This window comes from Ningiella algicola (genome assembly GCF_028401415.2).
Lineage (GTDB): Bacteria > Pseudomonadota > Gammaproteobacteria > Enterobacterales > Alteromonadaceae > Glaciecola.
Map to the genome: position 1 here is coordinate 4,524,849 of NZ_CP171821.2, position 17,105 is coordinate 4,541,953.

At 44.5% G+C, this 17,105-nt stretch carries 12 protein-coding genes; 6 read left to right on the top strand and 6 right to left on the bottom strand.

Annotation, left to right across the window (positions count from 1 at the left end):
* Positions 1–61 precede the first annotated feature (61 nt).
* Entirely contained in the window at positions 62–1,030 is a 969-nt protein-coding gene (locus PN836_RS19750; protein WP_395341702.1) for an AAA family ATPase, read from the bottom strand.
* A 359-nt stretch (positions 1,031–1,389) separates the two neighbouring features.
* Here PN836_RS19750 and fadI point away from each other — a divergent pair, with 359 nt between their 5' ends.
* Positions 1,390–2,700 carry an acetyl-CoA C-acyltransferase FadI gene (gene fadI / locus PN836_RS19755; protein ID WP_395341703.1) on the top strand — a complete coding sequence of 437 codons (1,311 nt, stop codon included), beginning with the start codon at positions 1,390–1,392 and terminating at the stop codon, positions 2,698–2,700.
* Positions 2,700–4,808, top strand: a complete 2,109-nt coding sequence (gene fadJ, locus PN836_RS19760) for a fatty acid oxidation complex subunit alpha FadJ (protein ID WP_395341706.1) — start codon at positions 2,700–2,702, stop codon at positions 4,806–4,808. The genes fadI and fadJ overlap by 1 nt, the downstream gene beginning before the upstream one ends.
* Before the next feature lie 342 nt (positions 4,809–5,150).
* On the opposite strand, the gene PN836_RS19765 is transcribed toward fadJ, so the two are convergent.
* Together PN836_RS19765 and PN836_RS19770 are read right to left on the bottom strand one after the other, a co-directional pair.
* Positions 5,151–7,859 carry a family 78 glycoside hydrolase catalytic domain gene (locus PN836_RS19765; protein ID WP_395341709.1) on the bottom strand — a complete coding sequence of 903 codons (2,709 nt, stop codon included), beginning with the start codon at positions 7,857–7,859 and terminating at the stop codon, positions 5,151–5,153.
* A 194-nt stretch (positions 7,860–8,053) separates the two neighbouring features.
* Entirely contained in the window at positions 8,054–10,807 is a 2,754-nt protein-coding gene (locus tag PN836_RS19770; RefSeq protein WP_395341711.1) for an insulinase family protein, read from the bottom strand.
* A 104-nt stretch (positions 10,808–10,911) separates the two neighbouring features.
* Here PN836_RS19770 and sixA point away from each other — a divergent pair, with 104 nt between their 5' ends.
* Entirely contained in the window at positions 10,912–11,412 is a 501-nt protein-coding gene (gene sixA / locus PN836_RS19775) for a phosphohistidine phosphatase SixA (protein ID WP_395341714.1), read from the top strand.
* 32 nt (positions 11,413–11,444) lie between these two features.
* A complete protein-coding gene (locus PN836_RS19780; RefSeq protein WP_395341717.1) occupies positions 11,445–11,618 on the top strand; it encodes a hypothetical protein in 174 nt (57 codons plus the stop codon).
* 24 nt (positions 11,619–11,642) lie between these two features.
* On the opposite strand, the gene PN836_RS19785 is transcribed toward PN836_RS19780, so the two are convergent.
* Both PN836_RS19785 and PN836_RS19790 read right to left on the bottom strand, forming a co-directional pair.
* On the bottom strand, positions 11,643–12,941 hold the full coding sequence (locus PN836_RS19785) for an HlyC/CorC family transporter (protein WP_395341719.1): 1,299 nt from the start codon (positions 12,939–12,941) through the stop codon (positions 11,643–11,645).
* Positions 12,942–12,983: 42 nt separating this feature from the next.
* Positions 12,984–13,784: a cytochrome C assembly family protein gene (locus tag PN836_RS19790; protein WP_395341721.1), complete on the bottom strand. Its 801-nt coding sequence runs from the start codon at positions 13,782–13,784 to the stop codon at positions 12,984–12,986.
* A gap of 154 nt (positions 13,785–13,938) precedes the next feature.
* On the opposite strand from PN836_RS19790, the gene ffh reads away from it, so the two are divergent.
* Positions 13,939–15,312 (top strand): signal recognition particle protein, encoded by a 1,374-nt coding sequence (gene ffh / locus PN836_RS19795; protein WP_395341724.1) that lies wholly within the window; start codon positions 13,939–13,941, stop codon positions 15,310–15,312.
* Between the two features lie 282 nt (positions 15,313–15,594).
* Here the strand turns inward: ffh and PN836_RS19800 are convergent, their stop codons facing one another.
* Positions 15,595–15,819 carry a PGPGW domain-containing protein gene (locus PN836_RS19800; protein WP_395341726.1) on the bottom strand — a complete coding sequence of 75 codons (225 nt, stop codon included), beginning with the start codon at positions 15,817–15,819 and terminating at the stop codon, positions 15,595–15,597.
* Positions 15,820–16,080: 261 nt separating this feature from the next.
* Between PN836_RS19800 and PN836_RS19805 the strand changes: the two genes are divergently transcribed.
* A complete protein-coding gene (locus tag PN836_RS19805; protein WP_395341728.1) occupies positions 16,081–17,103 on the top strand; it encodes a YncE family protein in 1,023 nt (340 codons plus the stop codon).
* Positions 17,104–17,105 lie beyond the last annotated feature (2 nt).

The following is a 17,105-nucleotide window of genomic DNA, read 5'->3' on the forward strand; positions in this document are numbered from 1 at the left end:
TCTTTGTGGTTAAAAGTGTCGTCTCACATCTTTTGTATTGAACACTGCAAATAAACATTAATTAGGGGATCGGCACCAGTTGCATGATTTGTGCAATTACCTTATTGGCATCAATACCTTCTGCTTGGGCCTGGTAACTTAATATCAGTCGATGACGCAGCACGTTAAACAGCATGGCTTGCACATCTTCTGGTGTCACAAAATCACGTTCGTTCAACCAGGCATGTGCTCGTGCGCAGCGCTCCAGAGCAATCGTTGCACGAGGGCTAGCTCCAATTTCTATCCATTCTCGTAACTGTTCTGAGTAGGCTTGCGGTTTACGCGTTGCCATAATGAGTTGAACAATATAGGTTTCAATCGCTTCTGACATGTGAATTTCGAGGATGGATTTGCGAGCTGACATAATGTCTAGCTGCGAGAGTTTCTCAATGTCTTTTGGCAAGGCGTGATTCATGTCATCAAGCGATTCGCCTCGGTTGAGTTTGAGAATTTTTAGCTCGGTGTCTGCATTGGGGTAGTCAATTTCAATGTGCATTAAAAATCGGTCGAGCTGCGCCTCTGGTAAGGGATAAGTACCCTCTTGTTCAAGCGGGTTTTGCGTTGCCATTACCAAAAATAGCTGAGGGAGATTATAGGTTTTACTGCCTACAGTGATTTGACGCTCGGCCATGGCCTCAAGCAAGGCAGATTGTACTTTGGCTGGAGCACGATTAATTTCATCTGCGAGCACGAGGTTATGAAATAAGGGACCTTGTTGGAATACAAACTCTCCGGTTTCTGGTCGATAAATATCGGTACCGGTCAAGTCAGCAGGCAACAGGTCTGGGGTAAACTGTACGCGATGGAAATTCGCATCTATACCATCGCTAAGTGCATTGACTGCTCGAGTTTTGGCCAGGCCGGGCGGGCCTTCAACCAATATATGACCATCTGCTAACAGCGCTACAATAATACTTTGCGTTAATTCGCTTTGCCCAATCACCTGCGAATTCAAGTGATTTAACAGCTGCTTGATTTGATTCACTGCCATGTATTGACCTACACCTATACAATTAACAAAAGAAGTGGCGTTTATCGCCCATTTTCATTCGGCATTCAGATGCCATAACTCGATATCTTGGATATAAGGCTTATGCGCATTTATTCAAGTTTTACATTTTGCGCTATTGATGGACTCTTAAAATGTATAAGGGTTCGATTTTACAAAGATCAACTTCCAATCGCTTCTTAAAACTTTACCTTGCGCTTTGTGTAATCATTTGTGACAATTCTACTGCGTGGTCTGACCAGATGAGTGTGCCTGTTTAAGTTTTGACCCGTAGCTTTATTGACAAAGCACACCTATAGTAAACGCATTAGTCTTAATTAGCGCGCAATCGAGGAATATATATGTCGAATAAACAGAATTTAGTCACAGGCTCTGGTGACCGAATCGCTATTGTTGCAGGGCTGAGAAGTCCTTTTGCTAAAATGGCGACTTATTTTCATGGTGTGCCGGCCGTTGATATGGCAAAAATGGTCGTTAATGAACTTATTATTCGAAATGACCTCGATCCTGCCTTGGTTGAACAAGTGGTATATGGACAAGTAGTACAAATGCCTGAAGCGCCAAACATTGCAAGAGAAGTGGTGCTTGGCACCGGCATGAGAGTGCATACTGATGCCTACAGCGTATCTCGTGCTTGTGCCACCAGCTTTCAGTCTGCAGTGAATGTGCTTGAATCTATGATGGTAGGAAATATAGAAGTAGGCATTGCGGGTGGCGCAGATTCTACTTCGGTTTCTCCCATTGGCGTGTCCAAAAAATTAGCTCGCGCTTTGGTAGATTTACAAAAAGCTAAAACCATCGGCCAAAAATTTAATATCTTTAAGAAACTGGGCATGAAAGACCTGCTTCCAGTGCCGCCAGCCGTGGCTGAATACTCAACAGGTTTATCGATGGGGCAAACGGCCGAACAAATGGCAAAAACTCACGGTATCTCTAGAGAAGATCAAGATGCGCTAGCGCATCGCTCCCATTCCCGAGCCGCCGAAAACTGGGAAGCTGGCAACCTAGATAATGAAGTGATGACTGCCTACGCGGAACCGTATAAAGGGGCGCTTTCTCGCGACAACAATGTTCGCTTTGACTCTACCTTAGAAGGCTACGCTAAATTACGCCCTGTTTTTGACAAAAAGCATGGTTCCGTGACCGCCGCCAATGCGACGCCACTTACCGATGGGGCATCTGCGGTGCTGATGATGACTGAAAGCAAAGCAAAAGCACTCGGCTACAAACCCTTAGGATTTATTAAAAGCTATGCCTTTGCGGCAATCGATGTATGGGAAGACATGCTAATGGGGCCATCCTACGCTACCCCAATTGCGCTTGAAAGAGCAGGTATGAGCTTAAATGATCTCACCCTTATCGAAATGCACGAAGCCTTCGCCGCGCAAACCCTTGCTAATGTGAAAATGTTTGCCAGTGATAAGTTTGCAAAAGAAAAGCTTGGCCGAAGCAAAGCTACGGGTGAAATAGACATGGATAAGTTCAATCAAATGGGCAGCTCCATCGCTTATGGGCATCCCTTTGCTGCAACAGGCGCGCGAATGATAACGCAGATGCTAAACGACCTAAATAGAAAAGGAGGGGGCACAGGATTGTTAACCGCATGTGCCGCTGGTGGCTTAGGTGCAGCAATGATTGTGGAGACCGAATAATGAGCGCATTTACACTAGAGAAACGTGAAGACGGTATCGCCATTTTAACGATGGATGTGCCCGGTGAATCAATGAACACCCTCAAAGCTGATTTTGGTGATGAGATTGTCGCGATTTTGGACGAGATTGACCAAGACAGTGCCGTCAAAGGTGTTGTGGTAGCAAGTGGTAAAAAAGACTCATTTGTAGCAGGCGCTGATGTATCAATGCTTGCTGCCTGCGAATCTGCACAGGACGCTCAGGCCCTAGCAACTGGCGGTCAGGAAGTATTTGCTCGCATAGAAAGGATGACAAAAACCTTTGTCGCTGCCATTCATGGTCCAGCGCTGGGCGGTGGACTTGAGCTTGCGCTGGCTTGTCATTATAGAGTGTGCTCCGATAGTAGCAAAACCCAACTTGGTTTGCCGGAAGTTCAACTTGGACTGCTTCCCGGTAGCGGCGGTACTCAACGTTTGCCAAAACTAATTGGTGTGCAGCAAGCGATGAAAATGATGCTGACGGGCTCACCTGCGCGAGCCAAGCAAGCGAAAAAATACGGCATAGTGGATGATATGGTGCCCGAGTCTATTTTAATGGATGTAGCGATTAAGTTGGCATCAACACCCATTAAAAAACGTGAGAGCAGCAAGTCAGTCACAAACAAAGTGCTTGAAGATACGGGCTTTGGTCGCAAAATCATGTTCAAAAAAGCCCGTGAAGCAACCCTGGCGAAAACGAAAGGCAATTACCCAGCGCCTATGTACATCATTGATAGTATTGAAGCGGGCTTGGAAAATAGTCATAAAGGCTACGAGACTGAAGCGCGACTTTTTGGCAAGTTGGTGATGAGCAAAGAGTCAAAGCAGCTTAGAGAAATCTTCTTTGCCACCACAGAAATGAAAAAAGAAAATGGCGTAGAGGGCGTAACACCGCTACCGATAAAAAAAGCTGGCGTGCTTGGCGGCGGATTAATGGGCGGCGGGATTGCCTTTGTCACAGCTACTAAAGCGAAAGTACCTGTGCGCATTAAGGACATAAGCGAAAATGGTATTGCAGGCGCAATTAAATACAGCTACGACATTTTGAATAAAAAAGTAAAACGAAGGTTTATGCGTAAGTCTCAGATGCAGCAGCAGCTTTCTTTAATTACTGGTTGTTTGGATTACAGCGGTTACAAGACTAACGATATTGTGATTGAAGCGGTATTTGAGAACGTAGAGTTGAAGCAACAAATGGTGGCAGATGTCGAAAAGCAGTGCCATAAGAACACCATATTCGCCTCTAACACGTCTTCCATTCCCATTGGGGAAATAGCCGCAAAAGCAAAACGTCCAGAAAATGTAATTGGTCTTCATTATTTTTCACCAGTAGATAAAATGCCTTTAGCAGAGGTGATTCCGCATGAAAGTACATCGGATGCGAGTATTTCAACGACGGTTGAGTTTGCAAAAAAACAAGGTAAGACACCCATTGTAGTGAAAGACGGTGCCGGGTTTTATGTTAATCGAATCCTTGCGCCTTACATGAGTGAGGCAGGTTACTTGGCGATGGAAGGGCAACCGGTCGACGCCATTGATAAGGCGCTTGTTAAGTTTGGGTTTCCAGTGGGTGCATTTAAGTTACTTGACGAGGTGGGTATTGATGTAGGGACAAAAATAATTCCTATCTTAAAAGCACAGTTTGGAGAGCGTTTCAGTGCGCCGGATGCCTTTGATAAGTTGCTTGAAAATGATCGAAAAGGTAAGAAAAACCAGTCTGGTTTTTACGATTATCAGGGAAAAAGCAAAGGTAAAGATGTAGATGAGTCTGTATATGACTTATTAGGTATATCGCCGGTTACAAAGTACACAGATGCGACGGTAGTGGAGCGTTGTGTGTTGCTCATGCTAAACGAAGCGGCTCGGTGCCTAGAAGAGGGGGTGGTTCGTAACGCAAGAGATGGTGATATTGGTGCAATATTTGGTATAGGCTTCCCGCCATTCTTGGGCGGCCCGTTTAGATACATGGATGAGTTGGGCATTGAACATTTGGTGAGCCGCCTGGAGCACTATGCATCAACATATGCTGAGAAATATGCGCCTGCTCAAATACTGTTGGATATGAAGGAAAAGAAAGAAACGTTTTACTGATATGTCATTATGACGTTAGTAAACTGTTAAAAAACCGGCTTAAGCCGGTTTTTCTCTCTCAAATATCCATTATTCATGTTTTTTATGCGGGATTATTGTAATATTTAACGACTTAATTTGTAGGCGGAGAGTGACATGGTAACGTTTTTTATTGTAATAAGCTTTATACTCTCATGTATGTATATTCATGTTGAATCAGTTGTGTATGGATTGGCAAAACGTAAATGGACCATTGCGGCTGTCGTAATGGGGCCAATGCTATTGCCTATGTTCCAAATTTCAAAGCACACGGCGCTTAGAAAGGCTACTGGCTACAATAATGTTTACCTCAGCGCATAAGACTTATAAATCAAGCTTTGCGGCTATATCGTAGCTGCCCGGTGCTAAGTTCACCAAGGCATTTGCAGAAACAAGTGAATGCCTATTCAGTCTAAGGGTAGAGTAGGTCTCTTCAGGTAAGACTATTGTTGCAGATGTATTTTTTGGAACAACGACCTGCATTGAGAGTTGCGAATTATGAATTTTCCAATCGACGATTACTTCGCCCTGTGGCGTCATATATCCCCCTTTCGCATGGGATAAATGCGTCGTAAACTGCGGTTCAATCGTGATCGTCTTAAAGCCTGGTGAGCTCGGCCTGATGCCCAATATCCCTTCGTAAAACCATTTTGCTACCGCGCCATATGCGTAATGATTTAAAGAATTCATGCTCTCATCACTAAAGCCATCAGTGAGAGAATACGAGTCCCAGCGCTCCCATGTTGTAGTAGCGCCATTGTTAATTGAATAAAACCAAGAGGGGTAGCTTTCTTTAAATAGGATTTCGTACATTAGGTCACTTCTACCGATCTTTTGCAGAACGGGCGCCAACAGTGGTGTTCCCAAAAACCCAGTGCGAAGATGATTGTCTGCGCGTGCAATCTCATCAAGCAAATGCTGTTGCGCTTTTTTTGCATCCTCGACAGAAAAAAGATCGAAAGCTAGTGGGAGCAAGTAACTAGTTTGCGTACTGGATGTTTTGGCCATCAAATTGTTGTCGTAAAAGGTTTCCCTAAACGCTTTTTTCACCCGCCTAAACTCTTCTGAATACTGATTAGCGTCTTGCTCGAGCCCTAGTACTCGTGCTGAACGCGATATATAGTCAAGTGCTCTTGCATAGTAGGCTGTAGAAATAAGCTTTCGTGGCGTATCTCCCCTGAGCTTTTCCCACTTACCCGTTCTTTGAGAGTGCGGCTGTAACCAATCTTGAAAGCTATCCATGGATGAAATGTGCTTGTTAGCGTTCGATTGGTGAAAGTCTAGCCAGCCCTTCATCATAGTGTAATTTTCAGCTAATATTTGGGTGTCGCCGGTCAGTTGATAAAGTTCATAGGGTACAATGATGGCGACATCGCCCCATCCGGAGGATGCTCCTTTCGTGTGCTTGTTCTGTTTAGTTGGAACGAAGTTCGGAATTCTTCCATTCGTATCTTGCTCCTCCCGAATAGACTGCATCCAAGCCGACCAAAAACCGTAGACATCTGCCATATACATGGATGGCGCAGAAAATACTTGCGCATCTCCTGTCCAGCCCAAGCGTTCATCACGTTGTGGGCAGTCTGTGGGAATGTCCAGAAAATTACCTCTCAATCCCCATACGATGTTCTCTGATAGTTTATTCAGTTTGTTGTGTGAACTGGCGAAGCTAGCAGTAACATCAAAGTCTGAATGCTGAACTCGACCCTTTACCCAACTTAAATCAGGTGTTTTCGTCTGATCATAGCCAGAAATTTCGACATATCGATATCCATGAAATGTAAAGGTAGGTATATAATGGATAATGCCGCTTTTGGCGGGGATGTAATAATCAGTCGCTAGCGCACTTCTTAAATTCTTCGTATAGAAGCGATTATGCTCAAGGGCTTCAGCAAATCGTATGGTTATCTTTTGATTGGCAAGGGCAGGAATATGAACCTCCGGCACCCCCAGCATATTCTGACCCATATCAAAGACCACAACGCCCGCTTGAGGGTTATCCACAGCTATGATGTCTATTGCATCAATAATGGCTTTCGTGGTTGGCGCGGTGTGGCGTTTCGGTTGCAAAGCAAGGTCGGATTCAATATCGTCGGTGATGACATCTAGCCAGTTTTCTTGGTCAAACCCCGCCAATTTCCATCCAGGCATTTTGTAATTTTCGTCATAGGTCTCACCGTCGTAATTACTCGCTAAACGGATAGGACCTTTGATACTTGCCTTCCAGTTTTTGTCGGTGCTGATGGTCTGACTGCTGCCATCAAGATATTCTATTTCTAATTGCAATAACAAGGCTGAAGGCTTCACCTCCCTTGGCTCGGGCGATAGTATTCGTCCTGTATGCCAGCCTTCTGCAACAATGGCAGCAAGTGCATTTTGTCCGTCAGTTAACAAGCTTGTGACATCATAGGTGAGGGTTTCGATGCGCTTTAAATAGGGCGTCCAGCCAGGGGTCATAACATCTGCGGACACTTTCGTTCCATTGATAAAAGAAGTAAAAACACCTTTAGACGTAATATAAAGTCGGGCTTTTTTGACTCCCGGCTTTACCCTAAATTCTGTGCGCAGATATTGAGGTCGATAAAGCGCATTTTTAACGATGTTTCCCTCATATTCTCGAACGTAGCTTTCATTAGCCTCAGGATGGCGAATCCATTTTCCTTGCCACTGCTGATTATTTAGCAGACCCATCTCTATCGATTGGGGTTTACTCCAATTGGACACGCGCATTTGCTCATCCCAAAATCTCACGCGCCAATAAACACCTTGACGAGAGCTCAGCGCTTTTCCTTCATACTTTATCCACGACGTTTCTGCAGACAGCGTTTTTTTCGAGTCCCAAATGTCAGCGCTGTTTTTATCAAACATATTGGATGCGACTTGAATCTGATAAGCAGATTGAGACTGAGACAACGATTCAGGATGGATTTTCCAGGAAAACCTTGGCATAGGTTCATAATATCCAATTGGGTTGTAGAATCCTTCGCCAACCGATAATTTGATGGGGGCTTGGACTAAATGTTGGCTATTTTGCATGCTTTGCTGGCATGCATATAGAACGGCAAGAATGCTAAATGCGCAAACAACTTGGATTGATTTGAGTAAGATTGGTTGCATGTGAGTCAAACTGATTGAGGGTGATTACTAAAGCTTGAAGGATTCATCTACAGATTGCAAACAAATACATTACCAACATGCGCTGACGATGACACAATAATTAAAGCCTAAGCTCAATTATGGAATGGCTGCTGCACAAAGCCAGATAGCTTGGCGTTGTCTATTGGTACAGCAGTGTTGCTTAAAAATACTTGTCCCTGCGACGCGTCGCGCATTTTTGCCAACCATCCTTTAATTTCGTTTGGCTCTATGTTCAATACTTCTTGTTGTAGTCGCTGATAGGAGTAAAAAGCATTATCTTGCTCAAAACTACTCCAGAGTCGACGCGCAATGGCAGAGATATTTTTGTCTGCTGGTTGGCATTGCTCAACTATTCTGGGCCTAAGCTTCTCAAGTTCTCGACAGGTAGCGTCCCAATCGCCCATCAAGTTATCGAATACAGACTGGAAACCTTCATAAATCTCTTCGGGCCTCGCATGTGACGACTGCAGGTATATCACAACACCCGCTTGCGTATTGATAGGCTTGTATCCGACACCCACTAAATAGCCAAGTTTTTTTTGTGTTCTTAGTTTAAGAAACACATGTGGCCCGAGGATATGTTCAAGCATTAAGCAAATAGCTGTCGCATGCTCGGGAAGATAGATATAGTCTTCGTTAAGTTGCACCACTTGTTGGTATAGCACCACAGAGGTGTCGGGCGACGACGGTTCTTCCCAGCTCGGTAACACAGGCATAGTAGCTTGACTCAATTCACGCGCCCTGATGCTCGGCTTTTGCCAAACGCCCTTGGAGGTAAGTCGAGATTGCAATTGCTGGTGCAGGCGAATAGCCGCAAACTTTCTCCAGTTTCCAACCAATAAGGACTCAACGCACACGCTATCAAAAAATGAACGTTGATGGGTGTTTAGCTCATCAAAGTTACTGGCTTTAAGTGCGGCCACTTGTTCATGGATAGAATAAGTGTCGCCTTGCACCATGGTGTTTAAATTGGCTAATAATTGGTTAATGGATTTTTGTACCAGTCGATTCGTTAAACGCGCAATGATGCGTTGTTTAACGTGTTCAAACTCATGTGCATGTAAGCGAAATGAAATCATGCAGTTAATAATTTCGATACACAACATAAGCTGTTTTTCACTAAATCCGGTGGTATGGATGCAAAGACCGTGCTGATGACCATAAACTCTAAAGCTGATGCCAGCTTCTGCGGCTTGGTAGAATCTGCGATCAATATAGTGCGATAAACCCTCAACCCAGATCTTTTTGCTCATTGCATGTGAAATACTATCGCACATTTGCGGGCTGTTAATGGAAACAAAGCAATCTCCGCAAGGTTGTTCGTTATCTAAAATTTGAGCAAATTTTAGCGTCACTCCATGTTGATTCATCACTTCGAGATGATCATGCTGAAGCTCTTTAGATACCAGTAAAAGCTGCTCTGGTAAGTAGGTGTTCTGTGCACTAAGCATAAAATGGACTGATTGGTCGGGCGCAAAGCCATGCATCTGTCTGGCCGAGTAGCCTACATTGTAGAATTCGCTGGTATGACTTTGCTGTGCATGTGTACTGATAAACATAACTTGTTTAGGTGCTTCAACTAAGTGCTGTAGCACCCCGTTCAGGCGTGTTTTTATCTCACCAATTAGCTGAGCGGGGTTGTTATTCTGAATTATTTCATTGCCATGGAGGCTCTGTGCGATCTCTATGCAAGTCTGTACAGGATCACCAGTGTTACCATACTTTTCAAGCAGTTGCGTCTGTTTGAATAGCTCGATAAAGCGCCAGTTTGCTAAGTTTGAACGAGCTAAGAAACCTAAGAAGCCTGCGACCACGTTAATAACGTCGATTTTGTGTTCAGCGCCATCGGAAGAAAGGGCGCAGTGAATTTGGATCTCTTCAAAATGGGCTTGCTCAATGCCGCCGGTGACCTTAATACTGGTCACCCATTTTCGAGAAACTAATTCATCGACTAAGCCGTTTTTATGTTGGCTTTCAATAAGGTGGCGCAGCATTTTCAATGCTTGATGATCGATTACCGAGTGTTCAGTGGGTATAAACCAACTCAATATTAATTGGCAATGTGACTGAGTAGAACGGATATCAATCCAGTTGCTCTTTTCAGAAAATAAATGCAGTTTGGGAAGGGTTAGCGCCGCGTTAGATTCTTTGCTTATGATGGTTTGCGCAAGCACCTGTTTTAGCGCTTGCACCAGCTTTGTATAGTCACCCGTTACAGGGACTTTTAAGCAGACTGTGATGTTGCCGGTGTGAAAATATCGTTCATGATAGTCTTTGAGCATAGCCTGCAGGGCTTGGGCACTAAATGCTGAGAAGGTGTCTTTATTGCCTACAGTAAACCGAGAAAATGGGTGGTCAGGATTGCAAATTGCTTTTTTAACTGAGAACAAGCCACGAATGGGGTCTTGAAGCTTTAAGCGAAACTCTTCATCAATGGCGCTAATTTCCGTTTCGATGTCGTCTATGCGAAAGCTTGGATGCGCAATTTTGTCGCAAAGCATTGTCGCAGCCTCTAAAAAACCGTCTTGATGACAACTTAAATGAAAGTTTGTATGGCAGGCGTGGGTCCATCCATTTATGTAGCCGCCGTATTGGCTAATATGTTTTTCGAGTGCATCAGAACTGTTAAAGTTTTGACTGCGATGAAAAATCATGTGCTCTAAAAGGTGCGCGAAACCGTAACACAATTTCGTATCATCATTCGATTGCTCATGATAATGACCAACGTTTACAGATATAGAAATAATAGGCACAGACGTGTTGACGCTTCGCAATGTCGCTATTTTTAGCTTGTTGGGAAGCGTATCGATAATAAGGTTTCGTTCAGCGTCTTTTAATAAATACACATATACCTCTTGTTGCTAGCATAACGCGATGTAAAGTAAGTGTGCAAATTGTCGTTAATACTGAAAGGGTTGGCTCAAATAATAGTGCTTAAGTTGAAAATAACATGCTCATAATTTTAATGCGTCATGGTGAGGCGGTGCCGTATCAGACGAATGATCAGTCCAGGCAATTGACTGACTTTGGTATCAGTCAAAGCTTGTCTGCTGGCTTGCGCCTAGCCGAGCTTCTTAAGTCGCGAGATGTACCATCTTCCGTGGACAAAGCCCTAGTCAGTCCATACATTCGCGCGCAGCAGACCTTTTCAGCGGTGCGAGAGCATGTGAAGTTCGAAGATATTACCGATACTGATGCAATTACACCCATGAGCAATTTACAAAGCGTGCACGATATTATTGATGGCTATGCGCAGGGCAGTTCCCCTCCTGCGCATCTTATGTTAGTCACGCACATGCCATTGGTGAGTTTGCTTGCCGATAAAATATGTCATGGATTTAATGGAAAAATTTTCGACACGGCCGATATCCTGATAATAGAGTATGATCCTGACACACATACAGGCTCTCAAGTGGCGCTGCTAGAAAGCGTCAAAAAGACCACTAACTAGGTCGCAATAACGGTATGCAAGAGATTCAATTTATGCCAAAAATGTCATTGCCAGTCGCGTTGCGCATGGCCTTGAAACAGCATGTCATGTCGTCCGATATTCAGGAGGACGACGAGCTGCGTGGCATTGTGGATAAGCTTGAAGACTTGCAAGAAAAAGTGGAGAAAGTAAAACGCAAGGCGCTTGAAAACAGGCAGAGGCGCTAAATTTACATCGCCTCTGGGCCTGAACTAGTCACTAAACTCATCGACACCCGCTGAATCTTGATAATACTCAGGCTGTATTCTCACAGTCTTGATCATATTGCCATTGATATCCACAATTTCCACGGGATAGCCAGCTAAACGAAGGCTAATGTTGTTTTCAGGGATTTCTTGCAGGTATTCTAAAATGAGGCCATTGAGCGTTTTGGGGCCATCTGTGGGGAAATTCCAATCAAGTTCTTTATTTAACTCTCTGATATTCACACTGCCATCGACTAAAAAACTGCCGTCTTGTTGGGCAATGGCCTCTTTGTGATAGTCGGGCAACATACTGGTGGTAAAGTCGCCGATTATTTCCTCCAAAATATCCTCTAAGGTGACTAGTCCTTGAATATCGCCATACTCGTCTACAACCAGACCGATACGCTCTCTTTCAGCTTGAAACTTGTACATCAGGCTATGCAGCGGCGTTGAATCGGGGGTGTAATAAACTTCGCGCACCGCCCGCAACATTGTGGCTTTTGTAAATTGGTCTTTTGACAGCAAACGCAGAGCGTCGCGCACATGCACAAAGCCCACTGCATCATCAATACTATCTCTAAACAACAGAACTCGGGTGTGCTGTGAATGTGTCAGCTGTTTTTGAATGAGTTTCCAGTCGTCATTGATATCGATTGCAAAAATCTCACTTCGAGGCACCATAATATCTTCAGCAGTCACGTTTTCTAAGTCTAAAATACTCACCAACATATCTTGGTGTTTTTTGGGGATCATGGTGCCCGCTTCGTGCACAACCGTTCGAAGCTCCTCGCGACTAAGCGCATCGCCCTCGCCACCTTTAGGGTTAATACGAAGTAGCACCAGCACACCGTTAGTTATTGCGTTTACAAACTTTACGAAGGGCGTCATTACCACCGAAAGCGGCAGTAAGATAAAAGAGCTGGGGAAGGCGATTTTTTCGGGGTAAAGCGCAGCGAAGGTTTTCGGGGTAACTTCGGCAAACACCAAAATAATGAGGGTGAGCCCGGCGGTGGTGACGATTGGGCCATAAATAGGACCGAATAAGCGCAGACATATTTCGGTAGCGATAACCGTGGCCGCAATGTTCACAAGATTGTTACCTATCAAAATCAGGCCAATTAATCGGTCGGGGCGCTCTAATAGTCTAGTGACACGCTTTGCACCGCCTTGTCCTTCATTTGTAAGATGCTTCAGGCGATAACGATTAATGGTCATTAAGCCTGTTTCAGAGCTTGAAAAGTAAGCTGACATAAATATGAGCACAACTAGCATAATGCTCAATGTGGAGAGGTCTATTTGATCCAAGGAATGTGTCCTATGCGAGTGCTTATCATAATTTTGGGGGCATTAGCTCAGTAACCATTCACGTACGACTCGGCTCCCGAAATAACCGAGCCCGAGAAGGACGACACCTACAATGTTGAATATGACCGCACTTCGGGCCTTCAAACCAATGGTGTAATGTGCGCCAAGCGCGATTACAAAGGTAATAAGCGCAATTGTACTTAGAATAGTTTTATGAGCGTAACCGTCGGCAAACATGTTAGGTACAAATACGAAGCCGGATACCAGCGCAACGAGCAACAATATGCTGCCTAAACTCATCAGTTTGTAAAGAATGCTTTCGACTGACATAAGCGGTGGCAACGCGCTATGCAGCATCATCTTGCTTTTGTGCTTTAGTTGATAGTTGATAAAGCTTAACTGGCACGCATACAAAGTGCTAATACCCAAAACTCCAAATGCAATAAGTGAGAGCAAAATATGGCTAACTAAGCCAATACTCATGTTTAAGCTAATGCCGGTGGTGGCTGGAAAAATGTAATGCAACAGTACAAAAACAGCTGAGAAAAAACAAACGATGGGTAAGAACACCAGGTTTCGAATAAAGCGATTGGCGACAAACATGGTCACGGTGATTAGCCATGCAAGTAAGGCTGATACGAAGGTAAGACTTAGTTGTTCATTCTGATGCCCTTGGGTGGCTAATATTAAAACAAACAAATGTGCAGTTGCCGCGAGCATCAATGCATAGCTGGCATACCTAAGGTGACCGCTATGTTTGACGAAAAACTCGCGAGCAAATATCACCCCTGCTGCGAGATATAAAACGATGCTTAATACTGACAAGAGCGTACTCAACGTCATTCATTGACCTTTTTTCTTAAAGCGTAATAAAGAAATGCAAAATTACTACTGACTAAAAATAGCGCAATTCAACAAATATGTCGCAAAAATTCCGATTGCCATACGCTTTATTGTATACTCTGCGCACCTTGAGAGAAAAATTATTTACTACCCTATGTTTGAGAACTTAACCGATCGATTGGGCCAAACGCTTAAAAATATTAGCGGGAAGGGCCGTTTAACCGAAGATAACATCAAAGAGACCCTTCGAGAAGTGCGCATGGCGCTGCTTGAGGCGGATGTTGCTTTGCCGGTGGTCAAAGACTTTATCGGCAAAGTGAAAGATCGCGCGCTTGGCGTGGAAGTATCGAAAAGTCTCAAGCCTGGCCAGATGTTCATCAAAATCGTGCAAAGCGAACTTGAACAAGCCATGGGCGATGTGAATCAAGGGCTCAACTTGGCTGCAGCTCCTCCCGCAGTTGTGATGATGGCGGGTTTGCAAGGAGCCGGTAAAACCACCAGCGTAGGTAAACTTGCTAAGCACCTGAAAGAGCGGGACAAGAAAAAGGTCTTGGTGGTGAGTGCCGATGTGTATCGACCAGCGGCGATCAAGCAGCTTGAAACCTTGGCATCTGAAGTGGATGTTGAGTTTTATCCATCAAACATCATGCAAAAGCCGGTAGATATCGTAAATGCCGCTATTTCGCATGCAAAGATGCAGTTTATCGATGTGCTTTTGGTTGATACCGCTGGTCGATTAGCGGTAGACGAGGCTATGATGAACGAAATCAAGGCCTTGCACGCAGCGGTAAAACCTGTCGAAACGCTGTTTGTTGTCGACGCGATGACCGGTCAAGATGCTGCAAATACAGCTAAAGCCTTTAATGAGGCCTTGCCGCTGACAGGCGTGATCCTGACAAAAGCAGACGGTGATGCTCGCGGCGGTGCGGCGTTGTCTGTCAAACATATTACTGGCAAACCGATCAAGTTCTTGGGTATGGGAGAAAAGCTTGATGCGCTTGAACCTTTCCATCCTCAGCGTATTGCTTCACGTATTCTAGGCATGGGCGATGTGCTTAGCTTAATTGAGGACGTAGAACGCAAAGTCGACAAGAAAAAAGCGGAGCAACTTGCTCGAAAGGTGCAAAAAGGTAAAGGCTTTGACTTGCAGGATTTTAAAGAACAACTTGAACAAATGCGCAACATGGGCGGGATGATGTCTTTGATGGACAAAATGCCGGGCATGGGTGGAATGTCTGCAAAAATTAAAGACCAAGCCAACGACAAGCAGTTCACGCAGATGGAAGCCATCATTAATTCAATGACACCTGGTGAACGCAAGCGTCCTGACGTAATCAAAGGGTCTAGAAAGCGCCGCATTGCAGCCGGCTCTGGTACGCAAATTCAAGACGTAAACCGTCTATTGAAGCAATTCACTCAAATGCAAAAAATGATGAAAAAGATGGGCGGTGGCGGCATGAAGAAGATGATGCGCGGCATGGGTGGCATGATGCCCCCTGGCGGTATGGGTGGGTTTCCTCCGCGTTAGAGGCGGTTTCCGCCTGATTGTGTAAAGCGATATGCAGGGCTAGCATTTGAAAAAGTCGCTCGAGCACGTCCGTGTGGCGCTTGGCAATCGGCGTCCATGCCGATTGACACTTTTTCATTGGCGAGGACCCCGGACAACAACATGCTCTATTCGGTGGCACGCGAGCATTTCTTGCGTTTAGGGTTAAATTAATTTGATGCTTTCACCAACTTCTAAAAATGGCGGAACTAGCCTACTTTAAAGCTCAATCATCATGCCAATGCAGGTGAGGGGTATTCTCGATCAGCGAAAGTACCGGCGCCTCGTGATCTTGCTATCAAGCCATCGAGCCGACTGGCTAGCAAATTTCTGACATTTTTTAAGCCACGATCTTGCTAGCGGATAGTCGAAGCTCAACAGCATTAAGCCCGGTATCAAAAAAATTAAAGAAGGGCCTGGGATAAGAATGAAGAGGGCACCTAGGCCCACTAGACTTGCACCTGCTGTCGTTCTTATTGTTTTTTTCATACATATTTACCTATGTGTTCGTAAGTCTATTGCTTGGATACCGTAGACATAGCAACATTTGTGCAAATCCATAAGCCTATGATTTTTCATGCATTTAAAAATATCGAAAATTTAGGAGTTAATCTATTTGACGATAATTTGGTGAATAATGCCTACGCATCACCTATGACAACAAAAATTTTCATCCAAAAGAATTTCGTTTACCCTTAAATTTACGTATGTTTAGACTACGCTTAACGGGCGTCTACATTGGAGTCTATTTTGAAACATCACTTAATAAGTCTTATTTCGATATTTTTGTTTATTGTGCTGAGCGCTGATGCTGATGGTCGACAGCTTGACAATATCGGACAGGGTCTCTTGGCGGTTGTAAATAAGTCTGATAACAGCATTAGTGTTGTTGATATTAAGAGTCAAAAAATCGTTGAGACTCTGCCAACGGGCGAGGGCCCACATGAGTTGGTGCTATCACCTGATGGTGAGCTAGCAGTAAGTACCGATTTTGTCGGTGGTGATAGTCTCACCGTGTTTGATATGAATGAACTTGCTATGCTGCGCCGAATAGAACTTACAACGCTTCCAGGGCCGCACGGCATTCAGTTTTTGAAAGACAGTGAGCACGTTATTTTTACTTCAGGTCGTTCCGGGCAGGTGGGTATTGTAAATGTGCGATCTGGAAAGCTGATAAGCAGTATTAAAACTAGTCAATTTACTTCTCATATGCTTGCCTTAACTGAAAATGGGCAACTTGCTTTTGTGACGAATATTCGCTCGAACAGCATTTCGGTGCTTGATATTCAAAAACGCGTGAAACTCAAGGACATTAAAACCGAAGAAATGCCGGAGGCGATTGCTCATCGCCATGCATCAAAACAACTTGATAGGGATGCGGTGGGTGAGCTGTGGTATGGCGCAAACAAAGACGGTTTGCTAACGGTAATTAATCCGATGACTGAAGAAGTATTGGCGCAATTTGACGGTTTTTCATTTCCATATAGGATCTTGTTTAATCATGAGCAGAGCGTTGCCTTAGTGCCCGACTTTAGGCAGCATAATGTAAGATTCTTTGACGCTAGAGCCAAAAAAGAGATTGGTCTTATTGCGCTTGAAAAAGAAGCCGGGCCTCAAGGGATTGTGCTTCACCCAACAAAAGATATTGCCTTCTTATCGCTTAACCTAAAAAACAAGATTGTGGCGATAGACATCAATACGCAGTCAATCATTGCTGAGTACCCCACTGGCAATAATCCAGATGGTGTGGTTTTTATCTCACTCAGCCAGTAATC

Coding starts and splice junctions, on each gene's coding strand:
- PN836_RS19750 (WP_395341702.1), bottom strand. CDS start 1,030: ATGGCAGTGAATCAAATCAAGCAGCTGTTAAATCACTTGAATTCGCAG.
- fadI (WP_395341703.1), top strand. CDS start 1,390: ATGTCGAATAAACAGAATTTAGTCACAGGCTCTGGTGACCGAATCGCT.
- fadJ (WP_395341706.1), top strand. CDS start 2,700: ATGAGCGCATTTACACTAGAGAAACGTGAAGACGGTATCGCCATTTTA.
- PN836_RS19765 (WP_395341709.1), bottom strand. CDS start 7,859: ATGCAAAATAGCCAACATTTAGTCCAAGCCCCCATCAAATTATCGGTT.
- sixA (WP_395341714.1), top strand. CDS start 10,912: ATGCTCATAATTTTAATGCGTCATGGTGAGGCGGTGCCGTATCAGACG.
- PN836_RS19780 (WP_395341717.1), top strand. CDS start 11,445: ATGCCAAAAATGTCATTGCCAGTCGCGTTGCGCATGGCCTTGAAACAG.
- PN836_RS19790 (WP_395341721.1), bottom strand. CDS start 13,784: ATGACGTTGAGTACGCTCTTGTCAGTATTAAGCATCGTTTTATATCTC.
- ffh (WP_395341724.1), top strand. CDS start 13,939: ATGTTTGAGAACTTAACCGATCGATTGGGCCAAACGCTTAAAAATATT.
- PN836_RS19800 (WP_395341726.1), bottom strand. CDS start 15,819: ATGAAAAAAACAATAAGAACGACAGCAGGTGCAAGTCTAGTGGGCCTA.